Origin of the sequence: Inquilinus sp. CA228, from assembly GCF_052078665.1 — a bacterium.
In the GTDB taxonomy this organism is placed as follows: domain Bacteria; phylum Pseudomonadota; class Alphaproteobacteria; order DSM-16000; family Inquilinaceae; genus Inquilinus.
Genome location: NZ_JBQJIK010000043.1, coordinates 16,608 through 35,870, shown reverse-complemented (window position 1 = coordinate 35,870; position 19,263 = coordinate 16,608). Strand labels below are relative to the sequence as shown.

Annotated in this window: 19 protein-coding genes; 9 read left to right on the top strand and 10 right to left on the bottom strand. The window is 69.3% G+C overall.

What is annotated here, in order from left to right; genetic code table 11:
- Window positions 1-97: 97 nt before the first annotated feature.
- From zwf to ACTOWL_RS21355, 5 genes are all read left to right on the top strand, one after another.
- The gene (gene zwf / locus ACTOWL_RS21375) at window positions 98-1,576 is read left to right on the top strand and encodes a glucose-6-phosphate dehydrogenase (protein WP_441323298.1); all 1,479 of its coding nucleotides are present in this window, start codon (window positions 98-100) and stop codon (window positions 1,574-1,576) included.
- Entirely contained in the window at window positions 1,576-2,274 is a 699-nt protein-coding gene (gene pgl / locus ACTOWL_RS21370) for a 6-phosphogluconolactonase (RefSeq protein WP_441323297.1), read from the top strand. Before zwf ends, pgl begins: the two co-directional genes overlap by 1 nt.
- A gap of 130 nt (window positions 2,275-2,404) precedes the next feature.
- Window positions 2,405-4,216, top strand: coding sequence for a phosphogluconate dehydratase (gene edd / locus ACTOWL_RS21365; protein WP_441323296.1), 1,812 nt, complete (start codon window positions 2,405-2,407; stop codon window positions 4,214-4,216).
- Between the two features lie 87 nt (window positions 4,217-4,303).
- Window positions 4,304-4,576 (top strand): AbrB/MazE/SpoVT family DNA-binding domain-containing protein, encoded by a 273-nt coding sequence (locus ACTOWL_RS21360; RefSeq protein WP_441323295.1) that lies wholly within the window; start codon window positions 4,304-4,306, stop codon window positions 4,574-4,576.
- Window positions 4,573-4,989, top strand: a complete 417-nt coding sequence (locus ACTOWL_RS21355) for a type II toxin-antitoxin system VapC family toxin (RefSeq protein WP_441323294.1) — start codon at window positions 4,573-4,575, stop codon at window positions 4,987-4,989. Before ACTOWL_RS21360 ends, ACTOWL_RS21355 begins: the two co-directional genes overlap by 4 nt.
- Window positions 4,990-4,992: 3 nt before the next feature.
- On the opposite strand, the gene ACTOWL_RS21350 is transcribed toward ACTOWL_RS21355, so the two are convergent.
- From ACTOWL_RS21350 to ACTOWL_RS21335, 4 genes are all read right to left on the bottom strand, one after another.
- Window positions 4,993-6,075, bottom strand: a complete 1,083-nt coding sequence (locus ACTOWL_RS21350; protein WP_441323293.1) for a YeiH family protein — start codon at window positions 6,073-6,075, stop codon at window positions 4,993-4,995.
- Between the two features lie 182 nt (window positions 6,076-6,257).
- Window positions 6,258-7,850 (bottom strand): peptide chain release factor 3, encoded by a 1,593-nt coding sequence (locus ACTOWL_RS21345; protein WP_441323292.1) that lies wholly within the window; start codon window positions 7,848-7,850, stop codon window positions 6,258-6,260.
- Between the two features lie 78 nt (window positions 7,851-7,928).
- On the bottom strand, window positions 7,929-9,977 hold the full coding sequence (locus tag ACTOWL_RS21340) for a M3 family metallopeptidase (RefSeq protein WP_441323291.1): 2,049 nt from the start codon (window positions 9,975-9,977) through the stop codon (window positions 7,929-7,931).
- Between the two features lie 56 nt (window positions 9,978-10,033).
- Window positions 10,034-10,372 (bottom strand): DUF1491 family protein, encoded by a 339-nt coding sequence (locus tag ACTOWL_RS21335; protein WP_441323290.1) that lies wholly within the window; start codon window positions 10,370-10,372, stop codon window positions 10,034-10,036.
- 177 nt (window positions 10,373-10,549) lie between these two features.
- Here ACTOWL_RS21335 and ACTOWL_RS21330 point away from each other — a divergent pair, with 177 nt between their 5' ends.
- Window positions 10,550-11,071, top strand: coding sequence for a nuclear transport factor 2 family protein (locus tag ACTOWL_RS21330; RefSeq protein WP_441323289.1), 522 nt, complete (start codon window positions 10,550-10,552; stop codon window positions 11,069-11,071).
- A gap of 70 nt (window positions 11,072-11,141) precedes the next feature.
- Here the strand turns inward: ACTOWL_RS21330 and ACTOWL_RS21325 are convergent, their stop codons facing one another.
- From ACTOWL_RS21325 to ACTOWL_RS21315, 3 genes are all read right to left on the bottom strand, one after another.
- Window positions 11,142-12,377 carry an SGNH/GDSL hydrolase family protein gene (locus tag ACTOWL_RS21325; protein WP_441323288.1) on the bottom strand — a complete coding sequence of 412 codons (1,236 nt, stop codon included), beginning with the start codon at window positions 12,375-12,377 and terminating at the stop codon, window positions 11,142-11,144.
- 169 nt (window positions 12,378-12,546) lie between these two features.
- Window positions 12,547-12,879 (bottom strand): hypothetical protein, encoded by a 333-nt coding sequence (locus ACTOWL_RS21320; protein ID WP_441323287.1) that lies wholly within the window; start codon window positions 12,877-12,879, stop codon window positions 12,547-12,549.
- A 97-nt stretch (window positions 12,880-12,976) separates the two neighbouring features.
- Complete coding sequence (locus ACTOWL_RS21315; RefSeq protein ID WP_441323286.1) at window positions 12,977-13,966, bottom strand: zinc-dependent alcohol dehydrogenase family protein; 990 nt, start codon at window positions 13,964-13,966, stop codon at window positions 12,977-12,979.
- Between the two features lie 100 nt (window positions 13,967-14,066).
- Between ACTOWL_RS21315 and ACTOWL_RS21310 the strand changes: the two genes are divergently transcribed.
- From ACTOWL_RS21310 to ACTOWL_RS21300, 3 genes are read left to right on the top strand one after another with little or no spacing between them, the layout of a single operon-like run.
- Entirely contained in the window at window positions 14,067-14,951 is an 885-nt protein-coding gene (locus tag ACTOWL_RS21310) for a LysR substrate-binding domain-containing protein (RefSeq protein ID WP_441323285.1), read from the top strand.
- Window positions 14,952-15,009: 58 nt separating this feature from the next.
- Window positions 15,010-15,255 carry a type II toxin-antitoxin system ParD family antitoxin gene (locus ACTOWL_RS21305; protein WP_441323284.1) on the top strand — a complete coding sequence of 82 codons (246 nt, stop codon included), beginning with the start codon at window positions 15,010-15,012 and terminating at the stop codon, window positions 15,253-15,255.
- Window positions 15,256-15,576: a type II toxin-antitoxin system RelE/ParE family toxin gene (locus ACTOWL_RS21300; RefSeq protein WP_441323283.1), complete on the top strand. Its 321-nt coding sequence runs from the start codon at window positions 15,256-15,258 to the stop codon at window positions 15,574-15,576. It abuts the gene before it with no gap.
- On the opposite strand, the gene ACTOWL_RS21295 is transcribed toward ACTOWL_RS21300, so the two are convergent.
- From ACTOWL_RS21295 to ACTOWL_RS21285, 3 genes are all read right to left on the bottom strand, one after another.
- The gene (locus ACTOWL_RS21295; RefSeq protein ID WP_441323282.1) at window positions 15,573-16,700 is read right to left on the bottom strand and encodes a cytochrome P450; all 1,128 of its coding nucleotides are present in this window, start codon (window positions 16,698-16,700) and stop codon (window positions 15,573-15,575) included. The two genes, ACTOWL_RS21300 and ACTOWL_RS21295, sit on opposite strands and share 4 nt — an antisense overlap.
- Before the next feature lie 99 nt (window positions 16,701-16,799).
- A complete protein-coding gene (locus ACTOWL_RS21290) occupies window positions 16,800-18,089 on the bottom strand; it encodes an MFS transporter (protein WP_441323281.1) in 1,290 nt (429 codons plus the stop codon).
- 128 nt (window positions 18,090-18,217) lie between these two features.
- Window positions 18,218-19,255 (bottom strand): L-idonate 5-dehydrogenase, encoded by a 1,038-nt coding sequence (locus ACTOWL_RS21285; protein ID WP_441323280.1) that lies wholly within the window; start codon window positions 19,253-19,255, stop codon window positions 18,218-18,220.
- Window positions 19,256-19,263: the final 8 nt, after the last annotated feature.

Here is a 19,263-nt window from a genome sequence, read left to right as displayed (position 1 = left end):
GCATGCGCCGGACCGGCCCTCAGCCCGCATTTCCCGCTGGCACTTGGCCGCCCACCCGCCGATAACAGCGGCTCGATTTGGTCCGAGGATTGGATACATGATCGCGCGCGTCATCGCCGTGGAGCCGTTCGACATCGTCGTGTTCGGCGCGACGGGAGACCTGTCCCAGCGCAAGCTGCTGCCGGCGCTCTATGAGCGCGACAAGGCCGGGCAGGTGCCGCCGGGGGCGAAGATCATCGGCACCTCGCGGCGGCCGATGTCGGATGCCGAGTTCCGCGACTTCGCCCGCAAGGCGATCCTGGAGCACGTGCCGTCGGCTGAACAGGCCGGCACGGTGCTGGACGACTTCCTGGCGCGGCTGTCCTATGTCGCGGTCGATGCGACGGCCCGGAAGGGCTGGCCGGACCTGGCCGAGGCGCTGCAGTACAACACCGACCGCATCCGCATCTTCTATCTCGCCACCTCGCCCGACCTGTTCGAGGAGATCTGCAGCCAGCTCGGCCAGCACGGGATGGTGACCCCGCGGGCCCGGGTGGTGGTCGAGAAGCCGATCGGCAAGGACCTGGACTCGGCCCGTGCCCTGAACGACGCCATCGGCAGCGTCTTCCTCGAGGAGTCGATCTACCGGATCGACCATTATCTCGGGAAGGAGACGGTGCAGAACCTGATGGCGCTGCGCTTCGCCAACGCCCTGTTCGAGCCGCTGTGGAACGCCTCGCACATCGACCATGTCCAGATCACCGTGGCCGAGAGCCTCGGGGTCGAGGGCCGCGCCGGCTACTATGACGGCGCCGGCGCGCTGCGCGACATGGTGCAGAACCACATGCTGCAGCTGCTCTGCCTCGTCGCCATGGAGCCGCCGACCTCGATGGACGCGGATTCGCTCCGTGACGAGAAGCTGAAGGTGCTGAAGGCGCTGAAGCCGATCTCCGACAGCACCGTCAACAACATCACCGTGCGCGGCCAGTACCGCGCCGGCGCCTCGGCCGGCGGCGCGGTGCCGGGCTATCTCGACGAGCTCGGCAACCCGTCCAGCCACACCGAGACCTTCGTCGCGCTGAAGGCCGAGATCGAGAACTGGCGCTGGGCCAACGTCCCGTTCTACCTGCGCACCGGCAAGCGCCTGGCGGGGCGGATGTCGGAGATCGTGGTCACCTTCCGCGCCATCCCGCACTCGGTGTTCGACAGCTCGGCCGGCACCATCTCGCAGAACCATCTCGTCATCCGGCTGCAGCCGGACGAGGGCGTGAAGCTGTGGCTGATGATCAAGGATCCGGGCCCCGGCGGCATGCGCCTGCAGCACGTGCCGCTGGACATGAGCTTCGCCGAGGCCTTCAACGTGCGCAATCCGGACGCCTATGAGCGGCTGGTGATGGACGTGGTCCGCGGCAACCAGAGCCTGTTCATGCGCCGCGACGAGGTCGAGCAGGCCTGGACCTGGGTCGACCCGATCATCGAGGCGTGGCGCGCGTCGAAGGAACCGCCGAAGCCCTACACCGCCGGCACCTGGGGCCCGTCCGCCGCGATCGCCCTGATCGAGCGCGACGGCCGCACCTGGCACGAGGACGAGGACTGATGCCGATCGCCCGCCACGATCTCTCGACCCCCGAGGCGCTGGTGAACGCTCTGGCCGACCATGTCGCCGCGGCACTGACGGCGCGGCTCTCCCGCACCGACCGGGCCGCGCTTGCCGTCTCCGGCGGGCGCACCCCGACCCGGTTCTTCGAGGCGCTGTCGAAGAAGCCGGTCGAGTGGTCGCGGGTCGACGTGACTTTGGTCGACGAGCGCTGGGTGGGCGAGGACTCCGACCGGTCCAACGCCGCGCTGGTCCGGCAGCACCTGCTGCAGGGCCCGGCCGCGGCGGCGAGCTTCGTGCCGCTGCACATCGACACGCCGACGCCCGAGGACGGGATGGCGCAGGTGACGGCGCGGATCGCCGCCCTGCCGCTGCCCTTCGCCGCCGTGGTGCTGGGCATGGGCGATGACGGCCACACCGCCTCCTTCTTCCCCGGCGGCGACCGGCTGGCGCAGGCGCTGGACCCGGCCGCCGGGCAGCTGCTGGAGACCATGCGGGCGCCGGCGGCCGGCGAGCCGCGTATCACCCTGACGCTGCCGGTCTTGCTCGCGGCGGACACTCTGTGTCTTCATATCGAAGGGGCGGGCAAGCAGCGCGTCCTGGAGGCGGCCCTGGTGTGCGGCCCGGCCGAGGCGATGCCGATCCGCGCGGTGCTGACGCGGTCCGAGCGGCCGGTCGAGATCTTCTGGTGCCCGTAGAGGCACCGCCGGAAGGCTAAGAAAAAACTTCAACATAGTGTGTTAACATATTGATCATGGAGCATGATCGGGTCGGAGGGTGCTGTCTGGCCTGATCGGCGGCGAGACCGTGAGCCAAGGAGCCAGCCCGATGGTGCAAGCCCGCATAGCCGAGGTGACCGAGCGGATCGCCCGGCGCAGCCACGACGCCCGGTCTGCCTATCTCGACCGCATCGCCAAGGCCGCTGAGGCCGGACCGGCCCGCCGTCGCCTGGGCTGCGCCAACTTCGCCCATGGCTTCGCCGCCTGCGGCATCGACAAGGGCGCGCTGCGCGAGGGCGAGGGGCCGAACCTGGCCATCGTCACCTCCTACAACGACATGCTGTCGGCGCATCAGCCCTTCGAGCGCTATCCGGACCTGATCCGGCAGGCGGCGCGTGCGGTCGGCGGCACCGCCCAGGTGGCGGGCGGCGTGCCGGCGATGTGCGACGGCGTCACCCAGGGCGAGGCGGGGATGGAGCTGTCGTTGTTCTCGCGCGACGTCATCGCCCTGTCGACCGCGGTCGCCCTGTCGCACCAGATGTTCGACGCCGCCGTGTTCCTCGGCGTCTGCGACAAGATCGTGCCGGGCCTGGTGATCGGCGCCCTGTCCTTCGGCCACCTGCCGGCGGTGTTCATCCCGGCCGGGCCGATGCCCTCGGGCCTGGCGAACGACGACAAGGCCAAGGCCCGCCAGCTCTACGCCGAGGGCAAGGTCGGCCGCGACGCTCTCCTGGAGGCCGAGGCCCAGTCCTATCACGGGCCGGGCACCTGCACCTTCTACGGCACCGCCAACACCAACCAGATGCTGATGGAGATCATGGGCCTGCACCTGCCGGGCTCGTCCTTCGTCAACCCGAACACGCCGCTGCGCGACGCCCTGACGGTCGAGGCGGCGAAGCGGGCACTGGCGATCACGGCGCTGGGCAACGAGTTCGTGCCGATCGGCCGGCTGATGGATGAACGCGCCGTGGTCAACGGCGTGGTCGGGCTGCACGCCACCGGCGGGTCGACCAACCACACCATGCATCTGGTCGCCATGGCCGCGGCGGCGGGCATCACCCTGACCTGGGACGATTTCTCGGACCTGGCCGAGCTCGTGCCGCTGCTGTGCCGGGTCTATCCGAACGGCAAGGCCGATGTGAACCATTTCCACGCCGCCGGCGGCACCGGCTTCCTGATCCGCGAGCTGATCGGCGCCGGCCTACTGCACGGCGACGTCGCCACCATCTGGGGCGGCGGGCTGGACCGCTACACGGTCGAGCCCGGCCTGGACGACAAGGGCGAGGTGGTGTGGCGCGACGCGGCGACGGCCAGCGGCGACACCGCGGTGCTGCGCGGCGCGGCCGAGCCGTTCCAGGCCACCGGCGGCCTGCGCGTGCTGGACGGCGATCTCGGCCGGGCGGTGATCAAGACCTCGGCGGTGGCGCCGGAGCGCCACGTGATCGAGGCGCCGGCCAAGATCTTCCATTCGCAGGAGGAGCTGCAGGCAGCGTTCCGCGCCGGGGCGCTGGACCATGACTTCATCGCCGTGGTCCGGTTCCAGGGCCCGAAGGCCAACGGCATGCCCGAGCTGCACAAGCTGATGCCGCCGCTGGGCGCGCTGCAGGACCGCGGCCGCAAGGTCGCGCTGGTCACCGACGGCCGCCTGTCCGGCGCCTCGGGCAAGGTGCCGGCGGCGATCCATGTGACGCCGGAGGCGGCGGTCGGCGGCCCGATCGCCAAGCTGCGCGACGGCGACATCCTGCGCATCGATGCGGTGACAGGCCGGCTCGAGATCCGCGACATCGACGCCGAGGAATGGGCCGCGCGAGAGGATGCGACGGCCGACTTGGCGCCGTCGCATGTCGGCGTCGGCCGCGAGCTGTTCGCCGCCTTCCGCCACGCCGCCGGCCGCGCCGATACGGGGGCGTCGATCTTCTGAGGCAACCCCTGGCGCCATCGGCGGATGCGCATGATATCTTCTATCGGAGTGCAATGCCTTGCAGGCCGATCGTTCGATGGACGTCACATGAGCACAGCTGAAGCAACGGTGGGGCCTGGAGGCCGCGTCACCATTCCCAAATCCGTGCGGGATCAACTCCATATCCGGCCGGGAACGAAGATCGAGTTCCTCCGAGCCCGCGACGGACGCTGGACGGTGCGGCTGACAGACGCCGATGGTCAGGTGATCCGGTTGATCGACGAGAGGCAACCGACACGTCGGTTTGCCGAGTTTCGTGGGCATGCGGGGCCGGGCCTGACGACCGATGAGGTCATGGCCCTCACGCGCGGCGACGAATGACGCTGGTCGATACCAATGTGCTGCTGGACCTTGTCACCGACGATCCGCATTGGGCCGACTGGTCGCTCAAGCGACTTGAAGCGGCGGCCTTGCGCGGGCCGGTTCTGATCAACGATGTCATCTATGCCGAGCTCAGCGTCCGCTATCATCGGATCGAAGAACTCGACGCTTTTGTAAACGGGGCCGGCTTGGAGTTGTCTCCGATGACGCGCCCGGCGCTGTTTTGCGCCGGGAAGGCATTCGCGAAATACCGCAGGGCCGGCGGAAAGCGGGATCGACTTTTGCCCGATTTCTTCATCGGCGGCCTAGCGGAGGTCGGCCGGCTGCCGATCCTCACGCGTGATACAGAGCGCTACCGAACTTACTTTCCGACAGTGACTCTGATCTCGCCGGATCCAGCGGCCGGGACCTGAACGTCAAACGATCCCGAGCAGCCGGATCAATCCGAAGCTGATCGCGCCGAGCACCAGCAGCGACAGGGTCACGGCCGCCGTGACCCGGCCGCCGGCCCGGGCGACGCTGCCGAGGTCGGTGCTGAGGCCCAGCGCGGCCATGGACAGCACGGTCAGCCCGGTCGCCGTCGCGGCCGCCGGGGCCAGCACCGCCTCCGGCAGCAGCCCGAAGGAGCGCAGCACGGCCAGCAGCAGGAAGCCGTCGATGAACCAGGGCACCAGCTTGTGCCACGGCATCCGGTTCGCGGTGGCGGCGGCACCGTCGGTCCGGCGGCGCGTGACCAGGGTCAGGACCAGGATCATCGGCCCGAGCATCAGCACGCGCACCAGCTTGACCAGGGTGCCCAGCTGCAGCGCGATCGCCCCGATCGGCGCGGTGGCCGCCAGCACCTGCGGCACGGCGTAGACGGTCAGCCCCGCCAGCACGCCGTACTGCACCTCGCTGATATGCATCAGCGCCGGCAGGAAGGGCAGGCCCAGCACCACCAGCACGCCGAGCACGGCGGTGAAGGCGATCGAGGCCGCCACCTCCTTGCCGTCGGCGCCGATCACTGGGGCCACGGCGGCGATGGCGGAGTTGCCGCAGATCGAGTTGCCGCAGGCGACCAGCACCGCCATGCGGTGGGGCAGGCCGAGCAGGCGGCCCATGCCGTAGCTGGCGGCGATGGCGATCACGACCACGGCGGCGATGCCGACCAGCAGCAGCGGGCCGGCGGCCACGATCGCGCCGACGCTGACCGAGGCGCCGAGCAGGACGACGGCGATCTCCAGGAGGGTCTTGGCGCCGAAGGCGATGCCCGGCGTCCAACGCTGGCTCGGGCTCCACAGCGTGCGCACCAGGGCGCCGACCAGGATCGCCAGCACCAGCGCCTCCAGCCAAGCATGGCCGAACAGCCCGGCCTCGATCCGCTCCAGCCCCAGCGCGGCCAGGGTCACCGCGATGCACAGCACCAGGCCGGGAACCAGCCGGGCGCCGGGGAATGACCCGAGGGCCGTCAGACGCTGCGTGGCAGGAAGGGAAGGCCGGAGCGGGTCGACGATCGTCATGACAGTCTCGTTGCAGAACTGTCACCAAGATGATCCGCGGCTTTCAACCAATCCAACGCATTCAATTTTTGGAATCGATCGATTTTATCGATCGGTCTGTACTTTTTGCGTACCCGGATACCGCTGGAGAGGTGACCCGTCAGCCGGGTTCGTGAAAGCGAACCCGGCCATCCGTGGCAGGCCTAGGCCGTCTGCTCCTTGGTCTTCAGGAAGCGCAGCGCCGGGTTCTCCTTGGTCACCGTGTCCAGGTGCCAGGCATTGCGCGCCAGAAAGACCGGGGCGCCGTCATGGTCTTCGGCCATGGCGCTGCGCAGCCCGTCCTGGAACGATTTCAGCGCGATCGCATCGTCCGACTCGACCCAGCGCGCGGTGTAGTAGGGCGCCGGTTCGAAATGCACCGGGATGCCGTATTCGGTGCGGATGCGGTCGGCCAGCACCTCGAACTGCAGCGCGCCGACCACGCCGACGATCCAGTTGGCGTCGAGCAGCGGCTTGAACACCCGGGCCGCGCCCTCCTCGGCCAGCTGCTCCAGCGCCCGGCCGAGATGCTTGGCCTTCATCGGGTCGTCCGGCCGCACCCGCTGCAGCAGCTCCGGCGCGAAGCTGGGGATGCCGGTGAAGCGCAGATCCTCGCCCTCGGTCAGCGCGTCGCCGATGCGCAGATTGCCGTGGTTCGGGATGCCGACGATGTCGCCGGCCCAGGCCTCCTCGGCCAGCTCGCGGTCCTGGGCCAGGAACAGCACCGGGTTGTGCATGTTCATCAGCTTGCCGGAGCGGACATGCTTCAGCTTCATGCCGCGCTTGAAATGGCCGGAGGCGAGGCGGACGAAGGCGATGCGGTCGCGGTGCTTCGGATCCATGTTGGCCTGGATCTTGAACACGAAGGCCGAGACGTCGGTCTCGGTCGGGTCCACCGTGCGGCCCGCGGTCGGCTGCGGCCGGGGCGAGGGGGCGAGGGCGCCGATGCCGTCCAGCAGCTCGCGCACGCCGAAATTGTTCACCGCCGAACCGAAGAACACCGGGGTCAGATGGCCCTCGCGGTACATCTCCAGGTCGAATTCCGGGCACAGTGCCCGGGCCATCTCGACCTGCTCGCGCAGCGTCGCCACGGCATCGGCCGGCAGCAGCGCGTCGAGCTTCGGATCGTCCAGGCCGCTGCAGGTCTCGCCCAGCTCCGGCAGGGCGCCCTTCGAGCCCTTGGCCATCAGCACCAGCCGGTCGTGGAACAGGTCGTAGCAGCCCAGGAAGCCGCGGCCGCTGCCGATCGGCCAGGTCGCCGGGGTGACATGCAGCTGCAATTCCTGCTCGATCTGGTCGAGCAGGTCGAACGGGTCGCGGCTCTCACGGTCCATCTTGTTGATGAAGGTCGTGATCGGCACGTTGCGCATGCGGCAGACCTCGAACAGCTTGCGGGTCTGCTCCTCGATGCCCTTGGCCGCGTCGATCACCATCACCGCGCTGTCGACCGCCGTGAGGGTGCGGTAGGTGTCCTCCGAGAAATCCTCGTGGCCCGGCGTGTCCAGCAGGTTGAAGGTGTGGTTGTCGTAGTCATAGGTCATCACCGAGGCGGTGACCGAGATGCCGCGCTCGCGCTCCACCTTCATCCAGTCCGACCGGGCCCGGCGCTGGTCGCCGCGGGCCTTGACCGCGCCCGCCATCTGGATGGCCCCGCCGAACAGCAGCAGCTTCTCGGTCAAGGTGGTCTTGCCGGCGTCGGGGTGGGCGATGATCGCGAAGGTGCGGCGGCGCTCGATCGGGTCGATGTTCGAAGGCATGATGCAGTCAGTCATATATGCAAAAGCAGGCCGCGGGGAGCGGCCTGCCAAAAACGGGCGGACGGAAGGGCCCGGCCGCTACATCAGCCCGTCCCGCCGCAGCAGCGCATCCGGGTCCGGCTCGCGGCCGCGGAAGCGCTTGTACAGCTCCATCGGGTGCTCGGTGCCGCCGCGCTCCAGCACGTTCTCCTTGAAGCTGCGGGCGGTCTCCGGGTCGAACAGGCCCTTCTCGCGGAACAGCTCGAAGGCGTCGGCGTCCAGCACCTCGGCCCATTTGTAGCTGTAATAGCCGGCGGAATAGCCGCCGCCGAAGATGTGGCTGACGCCGGAGGAGGTGTTGGCCTCCGGGATCGGCGGCAGCACCTGGGTGCGGGCCATGGCGCTGCGCTCGAACTCCGGCACCGAGGCGATCACGGTCGGGTCGCCGTCGTGCCAGGCCATGTCGAGCAGGGCGAAGGCGGTCTGGCGCAGCGACTGCCAGCCGGCCATGAAGCGGGCGCTGTCGCGGATCTTCTGCACCAAATCGGCCGGCATCGCCTCGCCGGTGCGGTAGTGCCGGGCGAACAGGTCGAGCCCGTCCTTCTCCTGCACCCAGTTCTCGAAGATCTGCGACGGCAGCTCGACGAAGTCCCAATACACGTTGGTGCCACCGAGCGACCGGTAGGTGCAGCGCGACAGCAGGCCGTGCAGGGCGTGGCCCATCTCGTGGAAGAAGGTCCGCACCTCGTCGTAGGACAGCAGCGAGGGCCGGTCCGCCGTCGGCTTGGTGAAGTTGCAGACGATGGCGACATGCGGCCGCTTGATGCCGTCGCGGTACAGGCCCTGGTCGCGATAGGTGGTCATCCAGGCGCCGTTGCGCTTGGACGAGCGCGGGAAGAAATCGGCATAGAACAGGCCGACATAGCGGTCCTCGGCCTCATCATAGACCTCGTAGGCCTTCACGTCCGGATGCCAGACCGGATAGGCGTCGGACGGGCGGAACACCAGGCCGTACAGCCGCCGGCAGTGCTCGAACACGCCGTCGATCACCCGGCTCAGCGGGAAATAGGGGCGCAGCGCTTCCTCGTCGAAGTCGAAGCGGTGCTGCTTCAGCTTCTCGGAATAATAGCCGACATCCCAGGGCTGCAGCGGCTCCGGTCCGCCGAGGCTCTTGGCATGGGCCTGGATGTCGGCCAGGTCGCGCTCCGCCGCCGGCTTCGAGGCGGCCAGCAGCCGGTCGAGGAAGGCGTGCACGGAGGCCGGCGTCTCCGCCATCCGCTTCTCCAGCACGAAGGCGGCATGGGTCGGATAGCCCAGCAGCTTCGCCCGCTGGAAGCGCAAAGCCGCGATCTCCTTGACCAGCGGCTGGTTGTCGAACTCGCCGCCGAAGGCGCGGGCGTTGAAGGCGCGCCACAGCTGCTCACGCAGCTCGCGGCGGTCGGCATAGGTCATGAACGGGACATAGCTGGGCGCGTCGAGCGTGAACACCCAGGCCTCGGCCCGGCCGCGCTCCTCCGCCGCCAGCTTGGCCGCCTTGACCGCGCCCTCCGGCAGGCCGGCCAGGTCGGCCTCGTCCTCGATCCAGAGCGTGAAGGCGTTGGTGGCCTTCAGCACATTGTGCTGGAAGTCGGGGGTCAGCTTGGCCAGCCGCTCGTCGATCGACCGCAGCTCGCCCTTCTCATTGTCCGACAGCAGGGCGCCGTTGCGGACGAAGCCGGTATAGGTGTCGTCCAGCAGCCGCGCCTTCTCGCCCTTGAGGTCGAGCGTCTCCCGCGCGTCCCACACCGCCTTGACCCGGGCGAAGACGCGCGGGTCGAGCGAGACGTCGGAGGAAAAGTTGGCGCTCTTGGCGCCGAAATCGGCCGCCAGCGCCTGCAGCTCATCCGAGGTCCGGGCCGAGAGCTGGTTGTAGAACACCGAAGAGACGCGATCGACCTCCTGGCCCGCCTGCTCCAGCGCCACGACGGTGTTCTCGAAATCCGCCGCCGCCGGGCTGGCCAGGATCGCCTCGATCCGCCCCTTGGCCTCGGCGATCGCATGGTCCAGCGCCGGCAGGTAGTGCTCGACCTCGATGCGGTCGAACGGCACCGCCTGGTCCTGCAGCGGCGAGGGCACGATCAGCGGGTTGTCGGAAGATTGCGAGTCCATGCGGCCGGGGGATCCATTGGCTAGCGGGCGGGGCAGGGCGGCGGGGGCCCGGTCTGTCAGAGGACCTTGCCCTCGAAAGGGTGCCGGCCCTCGCGGTCCTCGATCTCGACCACCCACAGGTCGGGATCGCGCTGGACTGCACGGGCAATATAGGCATCGGCCTCGGCCTCTGCCAGGACCTCGCCGCCCTTTGCCGGCAGCCATGCGAGGGCGCCGTCGAGATCGCGCGACTGGCTCAGCACCCGACAGCCCGGCGGGCCCAGGTTGAGCTTGAGGATCAGCAGGCCGGCACGCGGGTCGCCCTTGCGGACGACATAGGTGGGGATGGCCTGCTGCCCCAGCTGCCGCAGATGGGCCTGCACCCACAGCTCGGTCGGAAGACGGTCGGTCGACATGGGGCAGGGTATAGCAGGTTCGCGGAAGGATGGCCGGCGGATGTAAAGCGCGGGGCCTTGGCGGCGCGGCTTCCGGTCTCTCCCCATGATGTGTTTGTTGATACGATCGTTACGCAACGACGCAAATTCTTATATAGGTTGCATCCTTCGATGAAAAACAATTTTATGAGAAGTCCCATGCAGCTTGCTGCGGGCGTTCTGATCGGGCTGGTCGTGAACGGTGCCGCCAGGGCGGAAGCGGGCGGCTGCGCGACGGATGAAACGGCGCTGCGCCACGATCTGGAAGCCCGGTACGAGGCGGTGAAGGCCGCCTCGGTGGCCCGAGATCCCGGCGGAATGCAGGCTCTCATGGCGCCGGACTATCAGAGCGAGGATACTTTTGGGCACGTATTCGATGCTGCCGCGATGCTTCGACAGATATTCACCGCTCCTGTCGATATCGACAGCACGCGTAAGACGACTCTCGATGCCATCAAGCTCGACGATGGCGTCGCCATCGTCGAGATCAGCTATGAAATGACCACCGTCAGAGCCGAGTCGGATGGTAGCAGAGCCAAGTACGAGATCGCGGCACTGGCGACGGACCGATGGGTCTGCACCGGTGCGATCTGGTATTGGCAACGCCGGACAGCCCATCAGATGAACGTCGTCCGGGATGGCGTGGTGATACAGCATACGGTCCGCGATCCGGCTCGCTGAGCCTTGACGACCAGCCTCGCGCGCCGGTGGCTGGCGCGGAGGAGGATGCCTCCGCGCCGATGTCCGTTCTCTACTTGAACAGCCCCAGATCCACCGAATTCGCCATCGCCTCGTAACCGGCGGCGTTCGGGTGCAGGTGGTCGCCTTCGTCGAACTCAGCCTTCAGCGTCGATGGCTTGGCCGGGTCGCGCAACACGGAATCGAAATCGATCACCGCGTCGCAGCCTTTGCCGGTGCGGATCCACTGGTTCACCGCCTGGCGCTTGGTCTCGCCCTCGGCGCTGTAGTAGTTGGCGAAGACGGTGCCCTCATAGGGCGTCAGCGTGGCGCAATAGGCCTTCAGCCCGACGCCATGGGCACGGGCGACGAGTTGGCGCAGGCCGCCGATGATCTCGTCCGCCGACACCGCCTGCTCGGGCAGGCCGGCGGAGCCGGAATGGCCGATGTCGTTGATGCCCTCCATGATCACCACCCAGCGCACGCCGGGCACCGACAGCACGTCGCGGTCGAAGCGCGACAGGGCGCTGGGGCCGAACATCTGCTCCGGCAGATCATGCAGGATACGGTTGCCGCTGATGCCGGAATTGACCACGCCGACCACAGGCCCGCTGGCCGCAGACCCCCCGGCCTTGACCAGCCGCTCCGCCAGGATGTCCGGCCAGCGCCGGTTGGCGCCGGTGCCGGAGCCGTAGCCGTCGGTGATCGAATCGCCGAGGGTCACCACCGTGTCGCCCTCCGCCGCCACCTCGACCCGCGACAGCAGGTAGCGCATGGATGTTGCGGTGGGGTCGGGCAGGGTCGGGGCCGTAGTGCTGTCGCCGGCGGTCGAGATCCAGGTGGTCTCGACACCGAGCGGATGCACCACCGACGGGCCGGTCCAGCGCGACACGAACAGGCTGATCGAGAGGCTGTCGAGCGGCGAGACCGCGAGGTCGATCGGGTCAGAGATCGCCGGCGCGCCGGGCGGCACGGTGATCGAGGTCGCGCCGCTGAAGGTCAGCGCCTTGCTGCTGGCCGGGTCGATCGAGCCGGGGGCGTTGCCGGGCCGGGCGATGGTGGCGGCGCCGATCACCAGCGGCTCGGTGCCGGTCTCGTTGGTGAAGCGCACCCGGACATGGCTGCCGCCGGCGCTGAGCCGCACCAGCTGGCGGACGGTGCTGTTGTTCAGCTCCCGTCCGACCGGGAAGGCCGGGCTGGCGCCCCAGCTGCCGATCCAGGAGTCCTGCGCCGAGGCGGGCCCTGCCAAGCCTGCCAGCAGCACGGCGGCGGCCAGCCAGGACCGGCCGATTGCGTTGCGTCGGATCATTCGGCTTTTCCTCCCGCTGCGGCCGCCGATGGATTCGACGGCCCGCCGGACCTGCGCCGGCGATGGAAGTATGAGGAAGCAAAGCCTGCCGAGGCAACGCCGGGCGGACATGAAAGCGGGCGTGGAGACGCTCCACGCCCGGCGATCACTCCCCCCGGATTTATCGGCGTCAGCGGAAGCGCCGCAGCGCCGCCACCTGGTGCGAGGCGTCCTCGCCGTCGGCCAGCTTCTCCAGCAGGCCGTACAGGCGGTCCATCTCCTGCCGGGTCAGGGGCGTGGTGCCCATCGGCCCGGTATAGGTCTCGCGCCGCCGGTCGATCGGCAGGTTCATCGACTTCCAGCAGGCGATCGCTCCGGTGGCCGAATCGCGGGCCAGGAAGTTGCAGCCGCTGCGGAAGTAGTCCGTCTCCCAGGGATCGAGCGGCTGGTCCAGACGCTGCAGGTAGCGACGGGCCCATTCGGCGGTCATCCGGGCAGGCGGAGGTTGTTCGATAGTGCGCATGATCAATCCCCGAATTGATCGAAGGTTTCGGTCGATATCCCGGGGACGGTAGATCCTTGCGCGTTAATGGATCGTGATTGAGCCGATCACGGTCCTATCAGGTTATGACCACGATCTTGCCGATCTGCTGGTTGGATTCGAGGTAACGGGTCGCCTCGACGATCTGGTCGAAAGGGAACACCCGGTCGATCACCGGCTTCAGCGACCCGTCGGCCAGCCCCTCCACGATGAAGCGCTTGGCACGGTCCAGCCGGGCCGGGTCGGCGACGATCTCCTTGTACTGATAGCCGCGGACGGTCAGCCCCTTGACCAGGGCCGGGAACAGCGGAAAGGGCGTCGGCTCGGGGCTCAGCGCGCCGTATTCGACCAGGATGCCGCCTTGGCCCAGCGCCTCGGCCAGCGCATTCACGCCCGGTCCGGCGACCGGATCGAACACCGCGCGGATTCCGGCACCGCCGGTGATGGCCTTGGCCCGGGCGGCCAGGTCCTCCTCCTCGGTGACGATGACATGGGCGGCGCCGGCATCGCGCAGCGCCGCGGCCTTGGCGGCGGTGCGGGTGGCGGCGATCGACGTCGCGCCGACCCGGTTGGCGATCTGGATCGCGGCCAGCCCGACGCTGCTGGAGGCGGCGTTGATCAGCACCGAATCGCCGCGGCCGAGCCCGGCGACCTCGACCAGCGCGCCATAGGCGGTGACGTACTGCATCCAGACCGCGGCGGCCTCGGTCCAGGACAGGGTGGCCGGATGCTTCACCGTCACCTCGGCGGGGACATTGGCGACCTCGCCATAGGTGCCCCAGCGGGTGATCGACAGCGGCGGCACGATGCTGACCGCATCGCCCACGGCAAAGTCGGCGACGCCCGGGCCCAGGGCCTCGACCACGCCGGCGGCCTCATAGCCCAGCCGGGCCGGGAAGTTCGGCGCCTCCGGGTAGTAGCCGGTGCGGAACATCGATTCGGCGCGGTTCAGGCCCAACGCCTTCACACGCAGGCGGATCTCGCCGGGGCCGGGCGGCGGCACCTCGACCTCCTCGATGCGAAGGACCTCGGGGCCGCCGAGTTCGTGGATGCGGACGATGCGGGCCATGTCGGGCTCCTGTGGACGGGATGCCCTCCGATATGATTGTTCCTTGAAATGCGATAAATAGCGGATCTATCGCGACAGTCGGAACCAATGGTTTTCAATCATGGATCGGCTCACCAGCATGGCGGTGTTCGTCCGGGCCGTCGACGCCGGCTCCTTCGCCGCGGCGGCCGAGGCGCTCGGCCTGTCCGCGCCGATGGTCGGCAAGCACATCCGTTTCCTGGAGGACCGGCTCGGCGCCCGGCTGCTGGCCCGCACCACGCGGCGGCAGAGCCTGACCGAAGTCGGCCGCGCCTTCTACGACAGCTGCCGCAACGTGCTGGCCGAGGCCGAGGCGGCGGAGGCGCTGGCCCAGGACCTGCGCGCCGTGCCGCGCGGCCGGCTGCGGGTCAACGCGCCGGTCACCTTCGGCGCGCATCAGCTGATGCCGATGGTGGCGCGCTACCTGCGGGCCCATCCGGAGGTCAGCATCGAGGTGACCCTGAGCGACCGCATCGTCGACCTGGTGGAGGAGGGGTACGAGGCGGTGATCCGGGTCGCGCCGCTGCCTGATTCCGGCCTGATCGCCCGCCGGCTGCGGCCGTATCGCCTGGTCGCCTGCGCCGCGCCCGCCTATCTCGCCGAACGCGGCACGCCGGCGCGGCCGGAGGATCTGGGGAGCCATGAATGCCTCGGCTTCGCCCATTGGGAGCCGCGCGACCTGCTGCAGTTCACCGGCCCGGACGGCGCCATGCATTCGGTCCATGTCCGCGGCCGGTTCTCCGTCAACAACGGCCAGGCGCTGCGCAGCGCGGCGCTGGAGGGGCTGGGCATCATCCTGCAGCCGGAAGGGTTGCTGCGCGACGACATCGCCGCCGGCCGGCTGGTGCGGGTGCTGCCGGGCTACGACCCACCGTCGCGGCCGATGCACATCCTCTTCGCCCCCGACCGCCGCCCGACCCCGAAGCTGCGCAGCTTCATCGACGCGGTGGTCGAGGCGTTCGGGTAGGCGATGACAATTTATGCGCGTTTTCTGCTATTCTCTCCTGTGTTACGGGAGATGGCTCATGAACGTATCCATCGGCGACCGCTGGGAACGCTTCGTCGAATCCGTGGTCAAGGGCGGCCGCTACGGCTCAGCAAGCGAAGTGGTGCGCGAAGGGCTGCGCCTGGTCGAGGAGCGGGAGGCGAAGCTCCGGGCACTGCAGGAGACGCTCGACCGCTCGATCGCCGAGGGGGGCGAGGTCAGCGAGGCTGAGTTGGACGAGGCCCTGGCCGGGAAGGCGGCGGAGCTGGCCAAGGCGGGATACTGATTGCGGCGCCTGCGATACCTGCCGGCCGCGCGGCGCGATCTGCTCGACATCCTGACCTACATTGCACGGCAGAGCGGCAGCCTCGTGCTCGCCCAGGATTTCGTGGCGCGGCTGCGACGGCAATGCCGGCATCTCGCGCAGCTGCCAGGAACCCTTGGACGTGCCAGGCCGGAGTTGCGCCCGGACATCCGCAGCTTTCCCTTCGGAAATTACGTCATCTTCTTCCGTTACCTCGATAGTGCCTTCGAGGTGGTGAACATTCTCGAGGGGCACCGAGACATCGATCGGCACATTCCGGAAGGATCCGGCGACCAGGGCTAGGAAAACCGTGGAATCCGGACGTTTGGCGACGGCCGGTAGCCTGCCGGCCGCTCGGGCCAGTCGGGGAGCCGGTCGAGCAGGGCGTCGAGCCCGGCCACGGCGATCACGGCGGCGATGGTGTCACCCGGGCAGGCGTGGCGGCCATGGCCGAAGGTCAGCAGGCGCCGGTCGGGCCGGGCGGGATCGAAGCGCTCCGGATCGGGGTTCAGCGCCGGGTCGCGGTTGGCCGCGGCGATGACGACCAGGATCGCGTCGCCCGCACGCAGCGACTGGCCGGCGATCATGGTGTCCTCGGCGACGAAGCGGCGGGTGTTCTGGGCCGGCGGGTCGTAGCGCAGCACCTCCTGCATCAGCCCGGGCAAGGATGCGCGGTCGGCTGCTGCCGCGCGGCGCAGCTCCGGCCGGGCGCCGAGGGTGGCGACGGCGTTGCCGAGCAGCCCGGCGCCGGCGTCATGGGCCTGGAACAGGAAGCCGACGGCGTTGGCGGTGACCACGGCGGCATCGACACCGTCCTCGCGCTCCGCCGCATCGCGCAGGCGCCGGGCCAGGCCGCTTCCGGGAGAACCGATCAGCACCTCGGTCAGGCCGACCATTACGGCCGCCGCCTCGTGGCCGCGCCCGATCGCCTCGGCCGTGGCGCCGGGGGTGATGGCGGCGACGACATCGCGCATCCGGCCGGCGACCTCGGACAGCCGGTCGAAGCCCAGCAGCGCGCCGACGACATGCATCGGCAGGGCGAAGAGGAAGGCGTCGAGCCCGGTGCGATCGGCCGCCAGGCTGGCCGACCAGCGCCGCGCCTCCGCCGCCACCTGCTCGGCCGGGACGTCCAGCGCGGCCGCGACCGCCCGCTTGGCGCGGGCCTGGGCGTCACCGTCGGTCATCCGCACCTGCCGGCCGCACAGCTCGCCGGCGGCGCCGCCGAGCAGCGGTCGCGGCACCGGCTCGGCCGGCGGCCGGACCCGGCAGGCGGGGCTGGCCAGCACTGCCATGGCCGCCTCGGCACCGGCCGCGACCCAGAGGCCGAGCGCCTCGTCACGGTGGAAAGGCCGCTGCCGCAGCGTCGCGTAGTAAGGATAGGGATCGGGACGGGTGACGGCGGCGACGGGATCGTTCGGCGGCTGCATGATCGGCCCCTCGGCTGGAGTGGCCGCCATTGTAGCGGCCCGGCTCCAGCCGACGTTGCTGAGACGCTTCGGCCTCCGTCGAAGGATGGCGGTAAGGACCTACTTCGCCCCCTGCACCGCGACCCCGCCGGCCCGGCCGCGCGGCTCGCGGATGAAGACCAGCGAGGCCACGGCGCCGAGCACGGCCAGGCCGCCGGCCAGCACGAAGGCGCTGGTGTAGACGCCGCCGGTGGCCTGGATGATGAAGCCGGTCACCGCCGGCCCGATGATGCCGGCGAGATTGGCCAGGAAATGGATGAAGCCGCCGACGCCGCCGACATTCTCGCCGCGCACCGCGTCCTGGATCACCGCCCAGTAGATCGAGCCGGTGAGGTACAGGCCGAAGATCGACACCGACATCAGCGCCACCGCGCTGCTCACATCGGCCACGTCGCCGGCCAGGGCGACGCCGACCGCGGCGAGCCCGAGCCCGCCGATCAGCACCAGCTTGCGCGACAGCAGCGCCCGGCCGGTCAGCCGGAAGATGCGGTCGGAGACGAAGCCGCCCAGCGCCAGGCCGAGGAAGCCGAGCATCCAGGGGATCACCGTGGCCAGGCTCATATCCTTGATGCTGAGCTTGTGCACCTCGGTCAGGTAGCTCGGGAACCAGGTCAGGAAGAAGAACAGCACGTAGTTGTAGGTGAAGAAGGCGAAGGCGGTGGCCAGCACGATCGGCTGGCGCAGATAGAAGCCCAGGCCCTGCGCCGGCAGCCGGGCCGCGTCGTCGATGTCGGCCTGGCCCTCCTCGATCAGCCGGCGCTCGGCGTCGCTGATCCGCGGGTGCTGGGCCGGGCGGTCGGTCGACAGCCGCACCCAGAACACCAGCCAGACGAAGCCCAGCAGCATGATGATGACGAAGGCCAGGCGCCAGCCGAAGGCGATGGCCAGGTAGCCGACGATCGGGCCCGCTACGGCGCCGCCCAGGGGCGTGCCGGAATTGACGATGCCGATCGCCGTGGCCGCCTCGCGCCGCGGGAACCAGTTGCTGACCGTCTTGCTCATGGTCGAGCTCAGCGGCCCTTCGCCGACGCCGAACAGCACGCGCAGCACGATCATCGAGACAAACCCGGTGGCCGCCGCCGTGAGGCCGCAGAACAGCGACCACATCCCCATGGCGCCGGTGAACACCGTCTTCGGCCCGATCCGGTCCGACAGCCAGCCGCCGATGAAGTTGAAGATGGCGTAGCCGGCGAAGAAGCTGCTGAAGATCACACCCATCTGGGCGTGGTCCAGGCCGAGATCCTGCTGGATCAGCGGGGCGGCGATCGACAGCGCCGAGCGGTCGAGATAGTTGATCATGCCGGCGATGAACAGCAGGCCGACGATCAGCCAGCGAACGCTTTTGAACATGGTTTTCCTTCCGCTTGCGGGGCGGTGGCCTCGTCGACTTCGTAGGTTGGGTTCGCGACAGCGAACCCAACAGGATCGGAGGCCGGCGGCGGGATGTTGGGTTCGCCAAAGCGAACCCAACCTACTCACTACAGGTCGAAGAGATGGACCTTCATGGACTGGTTGCGGTCGAGCGCGACCTGGAAGGCCTGGTCGGCGTCGCGCACCGGGAAGCGGTGGGTCATCAGCGGGGTCAGGTCGATCCGCCGGCCGGCGATCATCTCGACCGCCAGCGCGTATTCCTCGGCGAAGCGGAACGAGCCGCGGTATTCCAGCTCCTTCGACATGACGAGGTTCGCCGAGACCGGCGGCTGGCCGGCGGGCAGGTTGCCGAGCTGGACCACCCGGCCGCGGGCGCGGGCGGCGCGCAGGGCGGTGTCCAGCCCGGCCGGGGCGCCGGACGCCTCGATCACCACGCCGAAGCGGCCGCGATTCCGGCTCCACGCCGCGATCCGGTCCTCGTCCCGGCCGTCGACCGCCTCGTCGGCGCCGAGGCCGAGCGCCATCTCGCGCGCCTTCTCGGCCAGGTCGACCACGGTGATGCGGCGGGCGCCGGCCTGGCGCGCCACCAGCAGCACCAGGGCGCCGATCGGGCCGCAGCCGACGATCAGCACCTCCTCGCCCAGCAGCGGCCCGGCGCGGCGGACGGCGTGCAGCGACACGGCCAGCGGCTCTGCCATCGAGGCCTCGGCGAAGCTGACATGCTCCGGCACCGGCACGCATTGCCGCGCCGGCACGGCGATGTATTCGCGGAAGGCGCCCTGCATATGCGGGAAGATCGAGGCGCTGCCCAGGAAGCGCATGTTCAGGCACTGGTTCTCCAGCCCCGCCATGCAGTACTCGCAGCGGCCGCAGGCCCGGCTGGGATTGACCGCGACCGGCTGGCCGATGGCGAGGCCCTCGACGTCGGGCGCGACCTCCGCCACCTCGCCGGCCATCTCATGGCCCAGGATCAGCGGCTCGCGCAGGTGGAAGTCGCCGGTCTTGCCCTTGGAGTAGTAGGCCAGGTCGGAGCCGCAGATGCCGCCGGCGCGGAACCGCACCTTGACCTCGCCGGGGGCGAGTGTCGGCGGCTCGCGGTCCTCGATCCGCAGATCCTTCGCTTGGTGCAGCACGGCGGCGAACATGGCGATCT

Bases quoted from the DNA above. Each gene is read 5' to 3' on its own strand.
- zwf (WP_441323298.1), top strand. From the start codon at position 98: ATGATCGCGCGCGTCATCGCCGTGGAGCCGTTCGACATCGTCGTGTTC.
- pgl (WP_441323297.1), top strand. From the start codon at position 1,576: ATGCCGATCGCCCGCCACGATCTCTCGACCCCCGAGGCGCTGGTGAAC.
- edd (WP_441323296.1), top strand. From the start codon at position 2,405: ATGGTGCAAGCCCGCATAGCCGAGGTGACCGAGCGGATCGCCCGGCGC.
- ACTOWL_RS21360 (WP_441323295.1), top strand. From the start codon at position 4,304: ATGAGCACAGCTGAAGCAACGGTGGGGCCTGGAGGCCGCGTCACCATT.
- ACTOWL_RS21355 (WP_441323294.1), top strand. From the start codon at position 4,573: ATGACGCTGGTCGATACCAATGTGCTGCTGGACCTTGTCACCGACGAT.
- ACTOWL_RS21350 (WP_441323293.1), bottom strand. From the start codon at position 6,075: ATGACGATCGTCGACCCGCTCCGGCCTTCCCTTCCTGCCACGCAGCGT.
- ACTOWL_RS21345 (WP_441323292.1), bottom strand. From the start codon at position 7,850: ATGCCTTCGAACATCGACCCGATCGAGCGCCGCCGCACCTTCGCGATC.
- ACTOWL_RS21340 (WP_441323291.1), bottom strand. From the start codon at position 9,977: ATGGACTCGCAATCTTCCGACAACCCGCTGATCGTGCCCTCGCCGCTG.
- ACTOWL_RS21335 (WP_441323290.1), bottom strand. From the start codon at position 10,372: ATGTCGACCGACCGTCTTCCGACCGAGCTGTGGGTGCAGGCCCATCTG.
- ACTOWL_RS21330 (WP_441323289.1), top strand. From the start codon at position 10,550: ATGCAGCTTGCTGCGGGCGTTCTGATCGGGCTGGTCGTGAACGGTGCC.
- ACTOWL_RS21325 (WP_441323288.1), bottom strand. From the start codon at position 12,377: ATGATCCGACGCAACGCAATCGGCCGGTCCTGGCTGGCCGCCGCCGTG.
- ACTOWL_RS21320 (WP_441323287.1), bottom strand. From the start codon at position 12,879: ATGCGCACTATCGAACAACCTCCGCCTGCCCGGATGACCGCCGAATGG.
- ACTOWL_RS21315 (WP_441323286.1), bottom strand. From the start codon at position 13,966: ATGGCCCGCATCGTCCGCATCCACGAACTCGGCGGCCCCGAGGTCCTT.
- ACTOWL_RS21310 (WP_441323285.1), top strand. From the start codon at position 14,067: ATGGATCGGCTCACCAGCATGGCGGTGTTCGTCCGGGCCGTCGACGCC.
- ACTOWL_RS21305 (WP_441323284.1), top strand. From the start codon at position 15,010: ATGAACGTATCCATCGGCGACCGCTGGGAACGCTTCGTCGAATCCGTG.
- ACTOWL_RS21295 (WP_441323282.1), bottom strand. From the start codon at position 16,700: ATGCAGCCGCCGAACGATCCCGTCGCCGCCGTCACCCGTCCCGATCCC.
- ACTOWL_RS21290 (WP_441323281.1), bottom strand. From the start codon at position 18,089: ATGTTCAAAAGCGTTCGCTGGCTGATCGTCGGCCTGCTGTTCATCGCC.
- ACTOWL_RS21285 (WP_441323280.1), bottom strand. From the start codon at position 19,255: ATGTTCGCCGCCGTGCTGCACCAAGCGAAGGATCTGCGGATCGAGGAC.